Raw genomic sequence first — 16,585 nt, 5'->3', positions numbered from 1 at the left:
GGCGCGCGGGACAGATCGTCCTAATTCACGATGAACTCCGCATGCAGCGCACCGGCTGCATGAATGGCCTTCAGCACGTCGATCATGTCGCGCGGCCTGATCCCCAACGCGTTCAAGCCGGCGACCACATCCGATAGCGAGGTTTCGCCCGACACTTCGGCAAAGCCGATACCGGGTTCCTGCGTGATCTCGGCCTGACTGCGGGGCAGGACCACTGTATCGCCGGGCGCAAAGGGGTTTGGCTGGGACACGATCGGTGCTTCGCGGACCCTCAGGGTCAGGTTCCCCTGCGACACGGCCACGCGATCGATGCGGACATCTTCGCCGATCACGATCGTCCCCGACTTGTGGTCGATGACAACACGGGCGGAATTTTCGGGTTCGACCGAGATATTCTCGATCCGGCCAATCAGTCGGGCAGGGTTCACCTTGCCCAGCGTCGATGAATCGATGGCGATTGTGCCCGAGTCGATCAGTTCCGCCAGACCTGATCCAAGATCGCGGTTGATCGCGGCCTCAACCCGCGCTGCCGTGGTGAAGTCGGGATTGCGCAGGGCAAGGCGAATATTGGTCATCTGCGAAAAATCAAAGGCCACCTCGCGTTCGACCCTGGCACCCGACGGTATCGTGCCTGTGGTTGGCACACCCTGGACGACCGAGGCGGCCTCGCCGCTGGCCTCAACCCCCCCGGCCAGAACGGAACCCTGTGCAACCGCGTAGATTTCGCCATCTGCCGCGTTCAGCGGTGTCATCACCAAAGTCCCACCAAGCAGGCTTTTCGCATCCCCGATAGCGGCGACATTGACACCGATCTGCGATCCTGACCGGGCGAAAGGCGGCAGCGTCGCCGTCACGATGACAGCAGCCACATTCTTGGGTCGGAATGCTTCATCCGTGACATTCACGCCCAATCGCTCAAGCAGCCCGGCCATAATTTCTTCGGTGAAGGGCGAGTTTCGCAGACTGTCACCCGATCCGTTAAGACCGACCACCAGCCCATAGCCGACAAGATCGTTGCCCCGGACACCTTCGACGTTCGCCAGATCCTTGATCCGCACCGGTGCTGCCTGCCCCATTGCCCCCCAAAACGCAGCCAGGATGACCAGAAGGGCAACGCGCATCACAGGTAATCCGTCAGGCTGAGCTTCGACAGGCGCGCGGTTACCGCATAGAGCGTCTCAAGGTTGGATTCGAGTTCGCTCATCGCGGTGGCGGCCTCATAGGGGTCTGCCGCAATGAGCGTGTTGCGCGCCAGCGCCAGCGCCGAGCCTTCGGCCTCATTGGTGGTCTGTGCCTTGGCGGCGGCCTCCTGTTGCACACCCAGAACGGTGCGCGCCGAGGTCATCTGCATCTCGCCCTCGACCATCATCCGACCCGCTTGGCGCGAGATTTCGCGGCGGGTCTCATGATCCAGCGTGTCATTCTGGGCCAGATAGGCCATCGTCGCGAGGCCTTTCAGAACGGTTCGAAGCTCGGTCGAGTTGCCGGTAATCTTGGGCTCGACATTCCGTCCCGGCGAAATGGCGATCGAAAAATTGCCTTGGTCATTGCCGGTAAAGGCCTGATCCGAAAATCCTCCGCCGCCCGCAGGCGCGTCAAAGAACGTATCTATCGCGGCAATAACTCCGCTGACCGAGGTCGCTCCACCGATCGCGGTAGTCAGATCGCTCAGCAGGTCGTCATAGCTGACCATCGCGGGCTGATCGGTGCGACTGCCCGAGAACACGAACCGGCCCCCGACAGAGGTATTGAGAGCATTCAAGGCGGTCTTCAGATCGGCCGGCGCCTTGTCCAGATACACGCCCAGCGTCGCGGGCGAGGCGACAATCGCATCTGACATGAGTACCGTCCCGGTTTCCGACACGATGCTCTGGATACTGCCCAATGCCGTCTGCATGGCCGACAGAACGCCCTGAGCCTCGCTGAGATTGTTTGAATAATCCTTGAGCGTGGTCAGCCGGTTCTCGATCTGCGAGATCCGGTTCAGGTCACCCCGCAGCGCCTGAGGAATGTCGGATTTGATGCCCGTCGTCGCCTCTTGCGAGATCGCACTCAGCCGCGACTTGATCGCCGTCTGGGACAGGCGCAACTGATAGGAACGGGCCAGATCGCTGATCGAATTGAATTGGGTCATGTCAGCCTCAGAAGTTCGTCGAGCATGTTGCTGGCGGTCTGGAGGACCTTGGCATTGGCCGAGTAGGCCCGCTCAAGCGTCAGCAGGGCCTGCATTTCGGTGTCGGTATCGACGCCCTCGGCCAAAAGTGCGGTACGAAGACCTTCTGAACGGGTCTGGTCCTGAACGCTGGCAGTGTCGCTGCGCAGGCGAAGACTGGCGGCTTGCGAGGCGATATCCGACGCGATCCCAAGCAGCGACTTGGGCGCACCGGGCAGTGCCGAGGACGCGGGACTGCGATTTTCGGACAGTGCCGTGCTCATCCGCAACAGCAGCCCGCTTTCGCCAGCATCACCGGCGTCAGTGGCGTTCCTGCCGGCCCGAATTCGCCACAACTGACCGCCTTGGGCCGGGTCCATCTCGGCGGCGATCGACAGCCGGTTGGCCAGACCGCGCTCGGTACCAGCGGTAAAGTCGGACTGCCCATCTGCGAACAGGCCGTGCTCGCCCACGGTCAGGCTGGGGTCCAGCGAGGGGTCTGCGAAGCGGTCGTAGATCTCGCGCGCGAATGCGTCGATCTGTTCCTGATAGGCCGGGGCAAGCTTGTCCCTTATTTCGAAGTTGGCCGCGAGTGAGCCGCCCGAGAAAATCTGCATTTCAGACTGGCTGAGCGCTTTGCCGTTCACCGAGACGGTGCCAAGCGCGCCATTTTCGACTGTCATGTCGGGGGTGATCGTGCCAGCCGCAGTGAATTCGATCTTTGCCGGGGTCGTCCCGTCCAGAAGCGTCCCGCCCCCTTTCGTGAAGATCGCAACGCGGCCATTTTCGCGCGTGACTTCAACGATGGGGACAATGCTGGAAATATCGTCCAGCACCGCCTGCCGCGCATCGACGAGCGAAGACGGGTCCTGTCCCTGCGCCGAGAACGACGTGATCTGCCGGTTCAGCTCGGCGACGCGCTTCAGTGCAGTGTTCAACCGTCCGACGTCATTCGCGATCGACTTGTCCGCTGCAATCCTTGCATCCGAGATGCCTTGGGCGATGCCACCGATCTTGCCTGCCAGTTCAGTGGCGGCATCCAGCACCCCTTGCAGGCGGACATCGCTGTCCGGTCGGGCGGTGGCCGAGACGATGGCAGTGTCCAGCGCCGTCAGATAAGTGACCAGTGAGGTGCTGTCATTTGCTGTGCCAAAGCTGGTTTCCATCGTGGCATGAAAGCTGGCGACGGCGGATGATCCGGCGGCATTCGCCATCGAGATCCGGCTGTCGCCAAGCAATCCCGCATTCACCATCCGACGGACGCCGTCGATTGCGACGCCGCCGCCATTGGCCGCGTAGACCCGCGATGACAGGTCAAGTTCGCGCCGCGCGTATCCGGCCACCGACTTGTTCGAGATGTTTGTCGAAACGATCTCGGTTGCGCGCGATGTCGCGGTCAGACCGGACAGCGAATTCGAGATTGCTGATGAAAGGCTCACGGGATCAGTCCTTCTTCAGGGGGGATGGCCCTTAACGCTTGAGGTTGGTGGTTTCCTGCAGCATCTCGTCGACGGTGGTGATGATCTTGGCGTTGGACGAATAGGCCCGCTGGGTCTGGATCAGGTCGGTCAACTCGGCCGCCACATCGGTGGTCGAGCTTTCGCGCGCATAGCCCGCCACCGAACCGGTCGGCCCGTCACCCGCGTTCCACAGGAAGAACGAGCCCGATTCCGGCGAGACCTGATAGGACTGGTTGTCCAGCGCGATCAGGCCGTTGGGATTGGGCACGTCGACCAGCGGGATCTGAAACAGCAGCCGGGTCATGCCGTTATCGTACGTCCCGCGCAGGTAGCCGTTCTCATCGACCTCCACCGCGGTAAGCACGCCTGCCGCGGTGCCGTTCTTGGTGATGTTGGTGGGCGAGAAATCCGAGCTGATCTGGGTCAGTCCGCTCGCGCCGCCCGGCGTGCCGATGGTGATGGTGATCGGGCCATGCGCTGCGTTGACCGTCAACTGCCCCGTCGCCGGATCATAGGCACCGCCTGACAGTGTCGTCACCGAGCCCAGCGGCCCACCGGGGGCGTCGTTGAAGTCCAGCGTATAGGAGCCGACAAGGGTCTCATCCGCCACAGTTGCCGGATCGTCAGTGACCGCCATGTCCCTGATCTCCATGGTCCAGGAGTTCGAGCGACCGCTGCCAGCCGCGCCGACGGTCGGGACAAAGCTCATGTTCAGCGACCGTGACGCGCCGAGATTATCGAAATACTCGATCGTGGTCGAAGAGGTGGTCGCAGTCGATCCGCCCACCGTTGCCTCGGCCGGCAGGTTGAAGCCGACACTGATCGCGGTGGTCGGTTCGGCATAGGTGTCATTGGCATTCAGAACGATCGGCCGCAGCGCCGAGGTCGAGTCGCGCGGCACCGAGGGAAGGGTCCCGTCGCGGTTGGCGGGCCAGCCCATCAACACAAGTCCCGAGGATGTCCGCAGCACCCCTTCGGCATCGGTCCGGAAGGCTCCGGTCCGGGTCAGGGTCAGCGGAGCATTGCCGGTGCCAAGGTTGTTCATCTCGGTCATGCTCATCACCGGCAGCATGCCCCGCCCGGTAATCGCGAGGTCCAGCGCGTTGCTGGTTCCGACCAGGCTGCCACGCTGATCGACGACACGACCGGAATGGGCCAGAACACCGCCCGCCGTGTATTGACCACCGCTGCCCGATCCGCCGATCACCACGCTTTCGAATTCCGTCGATACGCGGCGATAGCCGTAGGTGCTGGAGTTCGCGATATTGTCCGAGATACCGGCAAGCCGGGCGGAGTTCGCGGCGAGGCCGGACACACCGGCGCTGAGAGCAGAGGAAATCGACATTCGGGTGATCCTGTCTGAGTCGAATTGGCTTCAGTCTGGGGTGCCGCCGGTAAAGAATGCCCTAACGGGTGCGCTGTATTTCCGGCCTATCTAAGTAAAATCACTTCGATCCGGTTGTTCGCCGGGTCCATCGGGTTGATCGAGCGGTTGCAGCGATCGGCAAAGGCCGCGACCCGCAGAATGCGTTTTTCGTTCAGCCCCGCGCCTTCCAGCAGGTTGCGTACTGCGTGGGCGCGCGCGTCCGACAGCGCCCAGACCGGCGAATGAACCAGAAGCTCGGGATAGGTGCGGACATGACCGGTGATGGCCAACTGGTTTTTGACCCGGCCAAGCACCCCGGCCAGAATCCCGGCCAGTTCGCGTAGCTCAGGGCTGGGCTGGGCGCTGTCCTCGACGAAAAGCGGCTCATCCAGCAGGTCGGTCAGTTCGATCACCAGCCCTTCATCGGTCATGCGGGTGACGACATGTTTCAGCAGATTGACCCGCTGCATCGATTCCGCCCCGCGACCGGTCAGCGCGTCCTGCACATGTTTCACCATCGCGTCGAATTCGGCGTCGCGCGCCTGACCACCCTTCGTATCGCGCGAAGATCCCAGGCCCCTGCCGGAATTCGTATCCTCGTTCTGCAGGTCGCCGCCGAAGGGTCCATGCGCGCCGCCCTTGCTGGACTGCACGATGGTCGGGTTGAAATATTCGGCCAGACCCTGACGCTGCTTTTCGGTGGTCGCGTTCAGCAGCCACATCAGCAGAAAGAACGCCATCATTGCGGTGACGAAATCGGCATAGGCGACTTTCCATGCGCCGCCGTGGTGACCGCCACCGCTGCTTGCCTGCACCCTTTTGATGATGATCGGGCTACCGCCTGGCTTTGCACCCATGTGACACCTTTTCCCCGCGAGTCTGTCAGGGAGTAAGCCTCAGACGCTAAGATCGGGTTAATTGCGGCAATTCGCCCGAAATTCCGCGGCGTAGGAATGCCGGTTTGCCTTGATTGCGGCGGGGCAGGGCATATTCTTGGGCGATGAATGTCGAAGGCGATTACGATCTGACCACGGGTGCGGGGCTTGTCGCCTGTCCGCGCTGCGATGCGCTGCATGTCGAGCATGACCTGCAACCCGGTGAGACAGCTCGCTGCGTGCGCTGCAATGCGCTGCTGGCCAGCCCTCGGGCGGGGGCGTTCACCCGGATCATCGCCCTATCGGTCACCTCTCTGGTGCTGATGGTGGGGGCGGTGTTCTTTCCCTTCCTCGAAATCTCGCGCATGGGATTTGGCAACGAAACCTCGCTGTTCGGGGTGGCGATGGCATTTTCGCATGGCGCGCTGATGCCGCTGACCGTGGCGCTGATGGCGACGATCATCGGTCTGCCGGTGCTGCGCGCCCTGCTGCTGGTCTATACGCTGCTGCCGCTGTCGCGTGGCCGCGCGCCCTATACCCATGCCGTCGGCGCCTTCCGCCTGTCCGAGAGCCTGCGCCCCTGGTCGATGGCCGAGATATTCGTCATCGGCACCACGCTGGCGCTGGTCAAGGTCGGGGGGCTTGCCAATATCAGCCTTGGCCCGGCCTTCTGGGCGTTTTGCGGGCTGATCGTGGTCAATGCGGCCAGCAATGTCTTTACCAGCGCGACCACGATCTGGGATGCGATCGAGGATGGCGGCATGGCCACCGACGGGCGTGAACTGGCAAGGACCGTCGCGAAATGAATGAGGATCACGCCGCCCCGATCATGACGGCGCATCGCGCGGGGCTGATCGGCTGCCGCAGCTGCGGTCGCGTCTGGCCCGAGGCGGAAACCCATTGCCAGCGTTGCGGGGCCGAACTTGTCCCCCCAGACCGCCGCTCGCTCAGCGCGGTCTGGGCATGGCTGATCGCGGGGTTGATTTTCTATATCCCGGCCAATCTGTTCCCGATGCTCAAGACCTCGACCTTTGGCGGGCTGCGCGGGAACACCGAATCCACCATTCTGGGTGGCGTGGTCGAGCTGCTGCATTACGGCAACTGGTTCGTTGGCGGCGTGGTCTTTGTCGCCTCGATCGTCGTGCCGATCGGCAAGTTCATCGCGATCGCCTGGCTGGCGCGGGTTGCAGGCCGTCCGGCCACGGTCCATGACGCGCATTGGCGGCTGGGTCTTTACGAGGTGGTCGAGTTCATCGGGCGCTGGTCGATGATCGACGTCTTTGTCGTCGCGATCCTTTCGGCGCTGGTGCAACTGGGATTCGTCGCCTCGATCCATCCCGGCCCGGCGGCGGTCTGTTTCGCGCTATCTGTTGCTTTCACGATGCTTTCTGCGCAAAGCTTTGATCCAAGGTTGATCTGGCGAGGATTGCCGCTGCGAAGCCGCAAGGACTGAACTGACATATGACCGAGACTCCTTCGCCTGACGGCCAGAATGCCGCCTTGAAGCCTGCCGAACCTGTCCGCAAGACTGCCGCGCGCGCCGCAAGGGCGGGCTCGTCGCTGATCTGGCTGGTTCCGATCATCGCGCTGATCGTCACCCTGGGCGTCGGCTGGAACATGCTGGCCAGCCGGGGCACGCTGGTCACCGTGGATTTCAAGGACGCGACCGGCATCATCCCCGGCGAGACCGCGTTGAAATTCCGCGAGATTACCGTGGGCAAGGTCGAATCCGTCCGCTTCACCGAGGATCTGCAGCAGGTCCGCGTCCAGATCCGCGTCGACAAGGATCTGGCGCCGTTTATCGATCAGGACGCGCAGTTCTGGATCGTGCGACCACAGGTCTCGGCGCAGGGGATATCGCGTTTGGACACGGTGCTGACCGGGGCCTTTATCGAGGGTTACTGGGACGACAAGGCAACCGGACAACTGACCGAATTCCAGGGGCTTGAGCGGCCGCCGCTGACCAATCCCGGCGAAAGGGGCACGCTGATCGTCCTGCATGCCGACCGCTCGCGTGGGATGACCGAGGGTGCCCCGGTGCTGTTCCGCGGTATCCCGGTCGGGCAGATGCAGAACCTGCGGCTGGCCGAAGACGATGAGGGCGTCTTGGCCGATGTCTTTATCGCTGCCCCGCATGACGCGCGGCTGACCAGCAATACCGTGTTCTGGGACACGTCGGGCTTCTCGGTGTCCTTCGGGGCGCAGGGGGTGGCGCTGAACGTGAACTCGCTGGCGACGGTGCTGCAGGGCGGGGCGGAGTTCGCCACGCTGACCTCGGGTGGGCAGCCGATCAAGAACGGCCACCGCTTCGAAATGCAGGCCGATGAGGCCTCGGCGCGGGCCAATCTTTATACCGACACGTCGAATGCGTTGCGCCTGACCATGCTGGTCGACGAATCCGTCAAGGGACTCGAGACCGGGGCGAATGTCCAATATATGGGCCTGACCGTCGGTCGGGTCACCAATCTGGCCGCCAAGGTGGTTCCGGGCGAGGCCGGGGCCGAGCAGGTCGATCAGGAAGTGACACTGGCCGTCACCCCCGAACGTCTTGGCCTGAGCGGCGAAGTCACGCCGGAACGCGCACAGGAATTCATGGCCGAACAGGTCCGGCAGGGCCTGCGCGCCCGTATCACCAGCGCCGGTTTCTTTGGCACCTCGCTTGAGGTCGAACTGGTCAGCCTCCCCGAGGCCGAACCCGCCGAACTGGACCTGACCGCCCAGCCCTATCCGGTCATTCCGTCGGTGCCGGGTCAGGTTTCGGACTTCTCGCAGACCGCGCAGGGCTTCCTGTCGCGGGTGGGCCAGCTGCCGATCGAGGAGGCGCTGAAATCCGTGACCGACATGATGAATTCGGTCACCGCTCTGGTCAGCAGCGAGGATACGCGGGCCATTCCCTCGGCGCTGCGTGGCACCTTGGACGATGCCAAGGCCACCAGCGGCGAGATGCGCCAGATCGCGACCGAATTGCGTGAATCCGGTGCGGCGGGCCAGATCCGCAACATGGTGGATGAGGCCGCCGCCGCCGCCGAGGCGGTCAAGCTGGCCGCCGCCGAGGTGCCGGCCATGGTCGAGGAAATCGACAAGGCCGCAACCAAGGTCGGTGAGGTCGATTTTGCCGCCATCTCGACCGAGGCCGAGGGCATCCTGAAGGATGTCCGCGCGATGATCGGCACCGAGGATGCCGGGCAGCTGCCCAAAAACCTGTCCGATACGCTGAAGGCGGCCTCGGGGCTGCTGACCGATCTGCGCGACGGCAATGCGGCTGGCAGTCTGAACGAGGCCCTGGCCTCGGCCAAGACGGCGGCAGACAGCGTGTCTACCTCGGCGCAGCGCCTGCCGCAGCTTTCGGCGCGACTTGAAGCGCTGGCGGCACGGGCGGAAAGCGTGATCGCGGCTTATGGCGACCGCTCGGCCTTCAACAATGAATCGATCAATCTGATGCGCGAGATGCGGCGCGCGGCCAATTCCTTTGGCAGCCTTGCCCGCACCATCGAACGCAATCCGCAAGCCTTCATTCTGGGACGGTAAGATGCGCCAATACGTGATCGCCTCAATCCTGCTGGCCGTATTGGCGGGCTGTTCGAGTGGCGAAAAGACCGCCCGTTTCCTGATCGACCCGCCAACCACCGGCGAACGGCTGCCGAACCGTCTGGGCACGACCGAACTCAAGGACGTATCGCTGCCCGATTACGCCTCGGCTGGCGAGGTCAGCTGGCAAAGCGCGGATGGGGCGGTGCGCTCAAACACCAAGCAGCTTTGGGCCGACAATCCGCAGCGCGCCTTTACCCAGACACTGGCGCGGGCGATTTCGGACCTGTCCGGCGCAACCGTGATCGGAGAGCCTTGGCCCCTGGCCGAGCCGCCGCGTCGCACCCTAGAAGTGCGGGTGGAAAAGGCGCTGGCGCAATCGGACGGGACCTATCGTCTGGCGGGACGCTATTTCGTCGGCGACAGCCGCTCGGGCGGGGCCAATCAGGCGCGCAACTTCGACATCCATGTACCGATGGGTGAGGGCGGCGCGGCCAGCCCAGCCACGGTCGCGCGCGCGCAATCGCTGGCCATTGCGCAGCTGGCGCGTCAGATCGCGGTGCTGGGCGGGCCGGGCAATTCGCTGCGGACCTCGTCCGCGCCGCCGTCGAATATCGACGACATCTTCTCGCAGCCGCTGCCGCCGCTGGAAGGCAGCTGAGTCAGCTTTCCTCGGGATCGAACTGGCCGAAACGTCCGGCGGCAAAGACCAGCGGGTGATCGCCCGGCCCTGCCACGGTCACCCGCAGCACACGCCCCACCATCACCGTATGGTCGCCCGCCTCATGCGCGGCATGGGTTTGGCAGTCGAACCGCGCCGCGACGCCGGGAATCACCGGCACGCCCTGATCGTTCAACAGATGGTCCAGCCCGTCGAACTGCGCGCCGCCTCGGGTGAAGCGCAGGCAGGTGTCCAACTGCTCGGCCCCAAGGATATGCACGGCCCAATGCTGTGCCTCGACAAAGCCCTGATGCCTGGTCGAGGTCCGCGCCGGGCACCACAGCACCAGCGGCGGCTCAAGCGAGACGCTGCTGAAGCTGTTCACCGTCATTCCCATCGGTCCCCGGCTGCCTTGGGTCGTGACCACGGTGACGCCGGTGGCGAATCGTCCCAACGCCTCGCGCAGCAGGCGGGCCTCGGCATTGGCGGGGTGGAAGGTGATTTCGTCAGCGAGCCGGTCGCGGGTCGCGGGAGGAATGCGGCGCATGCGCGGGCCCTGTCATCGTGCTGTCGCTACCTTCATAGCCGCGCGGCACAGGGGCATCAAGTTCGGGCCCGCGCCCCGGGTGCGTCGCCCAAAGCTGCGATCAATTGGCCATGCAGGCGCGGCGGCGCGATCAGCAGCCCGTCCGACAGGGCGCGGGCGGTGTTGAAGCGCATCTCGCGGCCGGAAATCTCGGTGGCGATACAGCCCGCGCGTTCGGCGATCAGGCTGCCAGCGGCAATGTCCCATTCCCATGCGGCGCGGGTCGACAGCGTCGCGTTGAACTGCCCCTCAGCGACAAGGCACAGCCGCCATGCCAGCGAAGGCCGGAATTCGCGCCGGATCGGCGGCACGCGGCCTTGCCAGAAGACCGGGTCAAGGCTGGGCTTCGATGCCAGAACCGTCGCGCCCTCGATGTCATGATCTCGGGGCGTCATCGGCTGCCCGTTGAGCAAGCCGGGACCATGCACATGGGCGCTGTAGGTCATGTCGCGGGCGGGCAGGTGGACGACGGCGGCGGTCACCCGGTCGCCGGTGGCGATGGCAAGGGAATGGGAAAACCCCTCTTGCCCGGCCAAAAAGGCCCGCGTCCCGTCGATCGGGTCGATGATGAAGCAATGCTCGGCGTCCAGCCGCGAGGCATCGTCGGCCGATTCCTCGCTTAGCCAGCCGTAATGCGGGCGGGCGGTGCGCAGAAGCTGTTCAAGATGGGCGTTGACGGCCAGATCGGCCTCGCTGACCGGGCCGGCGCCTGCGTCCTTTTCCCATGACTGCGGGTCGTTGCGCCAATAGCGCAGCGCGATCTCACCGGCCTCGTGCGCGGCCTGTTCCAGCAGCGCAAGATCATTCGCCGGCAAGGGTCATCCCTTCGACCAGAAGGCTGGGCACACGCATCGCGCGCCAGTCGCGCAGGTCATTGGCGGCTGTCACATGCATCAGCATGTCACGCAGGTTGCCCGCGATGGTGCATTCGTTGACGGCATGGGTGATCTGGCCGTTTTCTACCCAGAAGCCGCTGGCCCCGCGCGAATAATCCCCGGTGGTGGAGTTGATCGAGGCCCCCAGCATCGAGGTCACGATCAGCCCGCGGCCCATGTCGCGGATCAACTCGTCGCGCGTGCTTGTGCCGGGGGTCAGCGCAAGGTTGGTCACGCCCGGAGAGGGCGGACTGCCCGCGCCGCGCATGGCGCTGGCGGTCGATTCCATCCCCAGCTTGCGCGCCGTCGCCAGATCCAGCGTCCAGCCCTGCAGCACGCCATCGCGGACCAGCGCACGGTCTGCGGTCGGCAGGCCCTCGGCGTCGAAAATGCGCGAGCCGCCCATGCGCGCCAGATGCGGCAGCTCGATCAGGTCGAAACCGGGGGGCAGCACCTGTTCGCCAAGCGCATCGCGCAGCCAGCTTGCGCCGCGCGCCACTGCCGCGCCATTCACCGCGCTGACCAGATGCCCGATCAGACCCGAGGCGACGCGTTCGTCGTAAAGGATCGGAAATGCCCCAGTCGGGGGCTTTTTAGCCCCGCGCCGTTCCACGGTGCGTTCGGCGGCCAGACGGCCGATTTCCTCGGGTTCGGGCATGTCGGACAGGTGGACGCGGGATTCCCCGGCCCAGTCGCGCTCCATCCCCGTGCCCTCACCGGTAATGGCAATGGTGGACAGCCCATGCCCGCTGCGCCCCAGCCCGGCCGAAAAGCCGTTGGTCGCGGCTATCCACATCTGCCGGCGCGAATGCGAGGCCGAGGCGGATTCGATCTTGGACACGCCGTCAACTGCCAGCGCTGCCGCTTCGGCGCGCAGGGCGGCGTCCTGCAAGGCTTCCGGGGTCGGATCGGCCCCGTGATCGTAAAGGTCCAGCCGGCTGCTGTCGGTGTCGCGGGTCAGTTGATCGGCCTCGGCCAGACCAAGATTGTCATCGACCGGGGTTTCGCGGGCCATGGCGACGGCGCGGGCGGCGATTTCCTGAATCGTGCGCGCGGAGTGATCCGAGGCCGACACACAGGCCTGACGCCCGCCCAGCAGCACGCGCAGTCCGATTTCGACCCCTTCGGCGCGTTCGGCATGTTCCAGCTTGCCCGCGCGCACATCGACCGAGACAGCCGCTGCACTGACCGCGACCGCATCGGCCTGATCGGCCCCGGCCTGTCGCGCGGCGGACAGAAGCTGTTCGGTCAGGGACTGAAGGCGGGCAAATTCGGACATGGCTGCTCCTTATATGGCAGACGGGGCCCGGAACCGGGTCCGAACCCCGTCGAATCCTGCCGGAGCATGGCGCGGGCCTGCTCCGGCGGGGTCTTACTTGATCTGTTGACCGTTGGCAAAGATCGCGCCGCCTTCCTTGAACTCAAGGTCGGTGGCCATCTTGTCGGTGCTGCCCTCCACGGGCTTGGCGAACATCGCCAGCATCATGCGCACGCCCATCATCTGGTCCTGCGGGATCAGGCCAATGCTGCCCAGCGTATCGACCAGCGTATTCACGCCCTCATATTCGGCATGGATCTGCCCGACCGGAGCCTCAAGACTGCCGCCATCGGTGGCCTTCAGTTCACCGGTGGCATTGGCCTTGGCGCCCAGCAGATCCAGCGCGAACTTGTTGATCCGCATCTCGACCGGCTCAAAGCCCGAGGGCTCGGCGGCGACCTCATCGTCCATCGCGTCGGTCTCGGCCTCGGCCTGAGCATCATCGGCGGGGGCGTCGGGGGCAACGCCCTCGGCCGTCGCGCTGTCGGTATCGTCCGCCGGGACGGTTTCATCCGCTTCGGGCATGGCGAACAGGTCGCGCGTGACCTTCATCAGCCCGCTCAGGTCCAGTTCAAGCGAGGCCGGGGTCCGCGGCAGGCTGGCCTGCGGGTCGAACATCTTCCAGATATCCTCGGCCATGGTCACGCCGGTCAAAGCATAGGCAAAGCTGAAGGGCTGCGCTTCCTCGCGCTGCGAGACCGGCAGCTTCAGGTCCATGCTGCCGCTTTCGATCGCATAGCTGACGGGGAAGGGGATCTGCGGCGAAGTCAGGCTGAAATCCATCGCCTTCGAGCCAACCCGGTAGCCCATGCCGTCCTGCGACAGCGAGAAGGCGGCGTCAAAGCCCTTGCCCTGATAGGTGCCGGTGCCGGTCGAGGGCTGGCCGTTTTCGTCCATGCCGGAATAGTCGAAGGTCGCATTGACGGCGCCCGCCTCGAACTTGCCGTCCATGGCCAGCCCGGCCTTGAGCGCGGCGTCCATTTCCTCTTCCATATTGGTGAAGTCGCCGGGGGCCGACATGCTGCCCTGGCTTTTCAACCCGTCGAGGCTGCCCGCGAACTTGACCTTGCCGTCCTGATCGTCGGTGACGTCGCCGTTGAAGGTCAGCGCCTCGGTATTCATGGCATAGTCGTATTTGTTCGGGGTGCCCGAAACGACATGGAAGGTGCCGGTGGAATTGGTCAGCGCGAAATTCATCGGCAGTGGGGTCTGCGTGCCTTCCGTGGTGATCGTGGTCGTCGTCAGGTCGATCGTCGGATAGTCGAATTCATGCGTCATGTCCTCGGGCGCGCCCGAGGTGGTGATGCGGTTGCCGGGAATGCGGACCGTCATCGGGATCGCATAGTTGCTGCCTTCGGGTTCCTCACCCTCAAGATTGACGGACAGCTCCTCGGCAAAGACGGTGCTGACCTTGCCATTGCCGTCATCGGTCAGCACGACCTGCGGCAGCTTCATGCTCATGCGCCCGGTATCGGCACCGCCGGCGATCAGCACGTCGTGCACGGTCAGGGTGCTTCCGGCCTTGTCCCGGCTGCCTTCGGCCACGGAATAGCCCACGGACTCGTAGTAATCGATCCAGGACTGCCAGACCTGCTCGGGCGTGACATCGGCGAGTGCGGGTGCGGTCATGGCCGTCAGGGCCAGAGCGGAACTCGTCAGGCGGCGGAACATCTGAAAAACCTTTCTTGGTCCGTAAGTCTGGGGCCGGATGTCGGGAAACGACAGCCCGGAGCGTGCGGTTAATGCATAAAAGAACAGCTTATGCGGATTTGCCAGTGCCCGAATGAGAAGGATAGCGCGAACTTGACCGGAATCGCAAAGCGGGCAGGGACTGGCCTGTCCCCGCCACGCCGCAAGGGCTGGATTGGCGGTTGCCCGCCCGTCGGTCAGGCGTAGGCGGATTCTTTGCCGAAATGCGTGCAAAGCAGGTAATAGACCACCGCGCGATACTTGTTGCGGTTGGCGCTGCCGTATTTGGCCACGACCGCATTGATCGCGTCCATCAGTGCCGGCCCGTCGGGCAGGCCCAGCTTCTTCATCAGGTAATTGTTCTTGATCCGCTCAAGCTCGGCGGGGTCGCTGGCCGCGACGGTTTCGGCATCGGCGCTGTAGATCGAAGGACCGCAGCCGATCACCACCTTGGTCAGCAGGTGCAGGTCAGGCGAGAGGCCCAGCTTGTCCTTCATGTCGGCGGCGTATTTCGCGATCAGGTCGTCCCGTTTGCTCATTTGTCTTCCCCCGAAAAGTGATCCTTCCGGGGGAAGCGTAGCTGGCTGCAGACAAATAGCAACCAAAACCGGGGGTTTGGCCCTTAGTAGCGGTAGTGCTCGGCCTTGAACGGGCCCTCGGGCGTGACACCGATATAGTCGGCCTGTTCCTTGGTCAGCGTGGTCAGCTTGACGCCGATCCGGTCCAGATGCAGGCGGGCGACCTGCTCATCCAGATGCTTGGGCAGGATATAGACGCCGGGCTGGTATTCGTCGCCCTTGGTCCACAGCTCGATCTGGGCCAGCACCTGATTGGTGAAGCTGGCGGACATCACGAAGGACGGGTGACCTGTGGCGTTGCCAAGGTTCAGCAGACGGCCCTGCGACAGCAGGATGATGCGATTGCCCGAGGGCATCTCGATCATGTCCACCTGGTCCTTGATATTGGTCCATTTGTGGTTTTTCAGCGCGGCGACCTGAATTTCGTTGTCGAAATGGCCGATATTGCCGACGATGGCCATGTCCTTCATCTCGCGCATATGCTCGATGCGGATGATGTCCTTGTTGCCGGTGGTAGTGACGAAGATATCCGCCGTGGCGGCGACGTCTTCCAGCAGCACCACTTCGAAACCGTCCATTGCGGCTTGCAGCGCGCAGATCGGATCGACCTCGGTGACCTTCACGCGGGCGCCCGCGCCGCGCAGCGAAGCGGCCGAGCCTTTGCCCACATCGCCATAGCCGCAGACGACGGCGACCTTGCCTGCCATCATCACGTCGGTGGCGCGGCGGATGCCGTCGACCAGCGATTCCTTGCAGCCGTATTTGTTGTCGAATTTCGACTTGGTGACGCTGTCGTTGACGTTGATCGCCGGGAAGGGCAGCTGGCCCTTTTTGTGCAGATCGTACAGACGATGGACGCCGGTGGTGGTTTCCTCGGAAACGCCCTGCAACGCGGCACGCTGCTGGGTGAACCAGCCCGGCGACTGCGCAAGACGTTTCTTGATCTGCGCGAACAGGCACTCTTCCTCTTCCGAGGTCGGGACGGCGATCAGGTCGGTTTCGCCGGCTTCGACACGCGCGCCCATCAGGACATACATGGTGGCATCGCCGCCATCGTCCAGAATCATGTTCGCGGTGCCTTCGCCGAACTGGAAGATCTGGTCGGTATAGGTCCAGTAATCGGTCAGGGTCTCGCCCTTGATGGCATAGACCGGGATGCCGGCGGCAGCGATGGCGGCGGCGGCATGGTCCTGCGTCGAATAGATGTTGCAAGACGCCCAGCGGACTTCCGCGCCAAGGGCGGTCAGCGTTTCGATCAGGACGGCGGTCTGCACGGTCATGTGCAGCGAACCGGCGATGCGTGCGCCCTTCAGCGGCTGGCTGGCACCGAACTGAGCGCGCAGCGCCATCAGGCCCGGCATTTCGGTTTCGGCGATGTCCAGTTCCTTGCGCCCGTAATCGGCCAGGCTGATGTCTCGGATGATGTAATCGGTCACGGCAATGCCTCAAGAAGGGGAAGTTGCCGCGCCCAATATCATTTACCGCGATTTCCTGCAA

General features: G+C 64.0%; 15 protein-coding genes. 4 read left to right on the top strand and 11 right to left on the bottom strand.

The genetic code is table 11. The features are described 5' to 3' along the window. Positions 1-20: 20 nt before the first annotated feature. The 5 genes from GL300_RS07500 to GL300_RS07480 form a co-directional block, all read right to left on the bottom strand. Complete coding sequence (locus tag GL300_RS07500; protein ID WP_155038979.1) at positions 21-1,121, bottom strand: flagellar basal body P-ring protein FlgI; 1,101 nt, start codon at positions 1,119-1,121, stop codon at positions 21-23. Continuing rightward, on the bottom strand, positions 1,121-2,134 hold the full coding sequence (locus GL300_RS07495; RefSeq protein WP_155038978.1) for a flagellin: 1,014 nt from the start codon (positions 2,132-2,134) through the stop codon (positions 1,121-1,123). Before GL300_RS07495 ends, GL300_RS07500 begins: the two co-directional genes overlap by 1 nt. Then, positions 2,131-3,591, bottom strand: a complete 1,461-nt coding sequence (gene flgK, locus GL300_RS07490; protein WP_343042925.1) for a flagellar hook-associated protein FlgK — start codon at positions 3,589-3,591, stop codon at positions 2,131-2,133. The genes GL300_RS07495 and flgK overlap by 4 nt, the downstream gene beginning before the upstream one ends. A 31-nt stretch (positions 3,592-3,622) precedes the next feature. Then, positions 3,623-4,957, bottom strand: coding sequence for a flagellar hook protein FlgE (locus GL300_RS07485; protein WP_155038977.1), 1,335 nt, complete (start codon positions 4,955-4,957; stop codon positions 3,623-3,625). A gap of 86 nt (positions 4,958-5,043) precedes the next feature. Next, positions 5,044-5,835 carry a flagellar motor protein MotB gene (locus GL300_RS07480; RefSeq protein ID WP_155038976.1) on the bottom strand — a complete coding sequence of 264 codons (792 nt, stop codon included), beginning with the start codon at positions 5,833-5,835 and terminating at the stop codon, positions 5,044-5,046. 143 nt (positions 5,836-5,978) lie between these two features. Between GL300_RS07480 and GL300_RS07475 the strand changes: the two genes are divergently transcribed. From GL300_RS07475 to GL300_RS07460, 4 genes are read left to right on the top strand one after another with little or no spacing between them, the layout of a single operon-like run. Then, on the top strand, positions 5,979-6,659 hold the full coding sequence (locus GL300_RS07475; protein ID WP_155038975.1) for a paraquat-inducible protein A: 681 nt from the start codon (positions 5,979-5,981) through the stop codon (positions 6,657-6,659). Beyond that, positions 6,656-7,306 (top strand): paraquat-inducible protein A, encoded by a 651-nt coding sequence (locus tag GL300_RS07470; protein ID WP_155038974.1) that lies wholly within the window; start codon positions 6,656-6,658, stop codon positions 7,304-7,306. The genes GL300_RS07475 and GL300_RS07470 overlap by 4 nt, the downstream gene beginning before the upstream one ends. Before the next feature lie 8 nt (positions 7,307-7,314). Next, positions 7,315-9,381, top strand: coding sequence for a PqiB family protein (locus GL300_RS07465; protein WP_155038973.1), 2,067 nt, complete (start codon positions 7,315-7,317; stop codon positions 9,379-9,381). Position 9,382: 1 nt separating this feature from the next. After that, complete coding sequence (locus GL300_RS07460) at positions 9,383-10,042, top strand: PqiC family protein (RefSeq protein WP_155038972.1); 660 nt, start codon at positions 9,383-9,385, stop codon at positions 10,040-10,042. Between the two features lies 1 nt (position 10,043). On the opposite strand, the gene ferA is transcribed toward GL300_RS07460, so the two are convergent. The 6 genes from ferA to ahcY all read right to left on the bottom strand — a co-directional run bounded on the left by ferA (position 10,044) and on the right by ahcY (position 16,524). Beyond that, positions 10,044-10,589 carry a flavin reductase FerA gene (ferA, locus tag GL300_RS07455; protein WP_155038971.1) on the bottom strand — a complete coding sequence of 182 codons (546 nt, stop codon included), beginning with the start codon at positions 10,587-10,589 and terminating at the stop codon, positions 10,044-10,046. Positions 10,590-10,645: 56 nt separating this feature from the next. Next, complete coding sequence (locus GL300_RS07450; protein ID WP_170297619.1) at positions 10,646-11,443, bottom strand: inositol monophosphatase family protein; 798 nt, start codon at positions 11,441-11,443, stop codon at positions 10,646-10,648. Continuing rightward, positions 11,430-12,782 (bottom strand): TldD/PmbA family protein, encoded by a 1,353-nt coding sequence (locus GL300_RS07445; RefSeq protein ID WP_155038970.1) that lies wholly within the window; start codon positions 12,780-12,782, stop codon positions 11,430-11,432. Before GL300_RS07445 ends, GL300_RS07450 begins: the two co-directional genes overlap by 14 nt. A 93-nt stretch (positions 12,783-12,875) precedes the next feature. Further along, positions 12,876-14,492 carry a DUF2125 domain-containing protein gene (locus tag GL300_RS07440; RefSeq protein ID WP_155038969.1) on the bottom strand — a complete coding sequence of 539 codons (1,617 nt, stop codon included), beginning with the start codon at positions 14,490-14,492 and terminating at the stop codon, positions 12,876-12,878. Between the two features lie 215 nt (positions 14,493-14,707). Beyond that, entirely contained in the window at positions 14,708-15,049 is a 342-nt protein-coding gene (locus GL300_RS07435; protein ID WP_155038968.1) for a DUF2853 family protein, read from the bottom strand. Positions 15,050-15,132: 83 nt separating this feature from the next. Beyond that, on the bottom strand, positions 15,133-16,524 hold the full coding sequence (gene ahcY / locus GL300_RS07430) for an adenosylhomocysteinase (RefSeq protein ID WP_192336211.1): 1,392 nt from the start codon (positions 16,522-16,524) through the stop codon (positions 15,133-15,135). Between the last annotated feature and the right edge of the window lie 61 nt (positions 16,525-16,585).

Origin of the sequence: Paracoccus litorisediminis, from assembly GCF_009711205.1 — a bacterium.
GTDB classification, from domain to species: Bacteria; Pseudomonadota; Alphaproteobacteria; order Rhodobacterales; family Rhodobacteraceae; genus Paracoccus; species Paracoccus litorisediminis.
This window is presented reverse-complemented; position numbering and strand designations above follow the sequence as displayed.

Coding starts and splice junctions, on each gene's coding strand:
- GL300_RS07500 (WP_155038979.1), bottom strand. CDS start 1,121: ATGCGCGTTGCCCTTCTGGTCATCCTGGCTGCGTTTTGGGGGGCAATG.
- GL300_RS07495 (WP_155038978.1), bottom strand. CDS start 2,134: ATGACCCAATTCAATTCGATCAGCGATCTGGCCCGTTCCTATCAGTTG.
- GL300_RS07485 (WP_155038977.1), bottom strand. CDS start 4,957: ATGTCGATTTCCTCTGCTCTCAGCGCCGGTGTGTCCGGCCTCGCCGCG.
- GL300_RS07480 (WP_155038976.1), bottom strand. CDS start 5,835: ATGGGTGCAAAGCCAGGCGGTAGCCCGATCATCATCAAAAGGGTGCAG.
- GL300_RS07475 (WP_155038975.1), top strand. CDS start 5,979: ATGAATGTCGAAGGCGATTACGATCTGACCACGGGTGCGGGGCTTGTC.
- GL300_RS07470 (WP_155038974.1), top strand. CDS start 6,656: ATGAATGAGGATCACGCCGCCCCGATCATGACGGCGCATCGCGCGGGG.
- GL300_RS07465 (WP_155038973.1), top strand. CDS start 7,315: ATGACCGAGACTCCTTCGCCTGACGGCCAGAATGCCGCCTTGAAGCCT.
- GL300_RS07460 (WP_155038972.1), top strand. CDS start 9,383: ATGCGCCAATACGTGATCGCCTCAATCCTGCTGGCCGTATTGGCGGGC.
- ferA (WP_155038971.1), bottom strand. CDS start 10,589: ATGCGCCGCATTCCTCCCGCGACCCGCGACCGGCTCGCTGACGAAATC.
- GL300_RS07445 (WP_155038970.1), bottom strand. CDS start 12,782: ATGTCCGAATTTGCCCGCCTTCAGTCCCTGACCGAACAGCTTCTGTCC.
- GL300_RS07440 (WP_155038969.1), bottom strand. CDS start 14,492: ATGTTCCGCCGCCTGACGAGTTCCGCTCTGGCCCTGACGGCCATGACC.
- GL300_RS07435 (WP_155038968.1), bottom strand. CDS start 15,049: ATGAGCAAACGGGACGACCTGATCGCGAAATACGCCGCCGACATGAAG.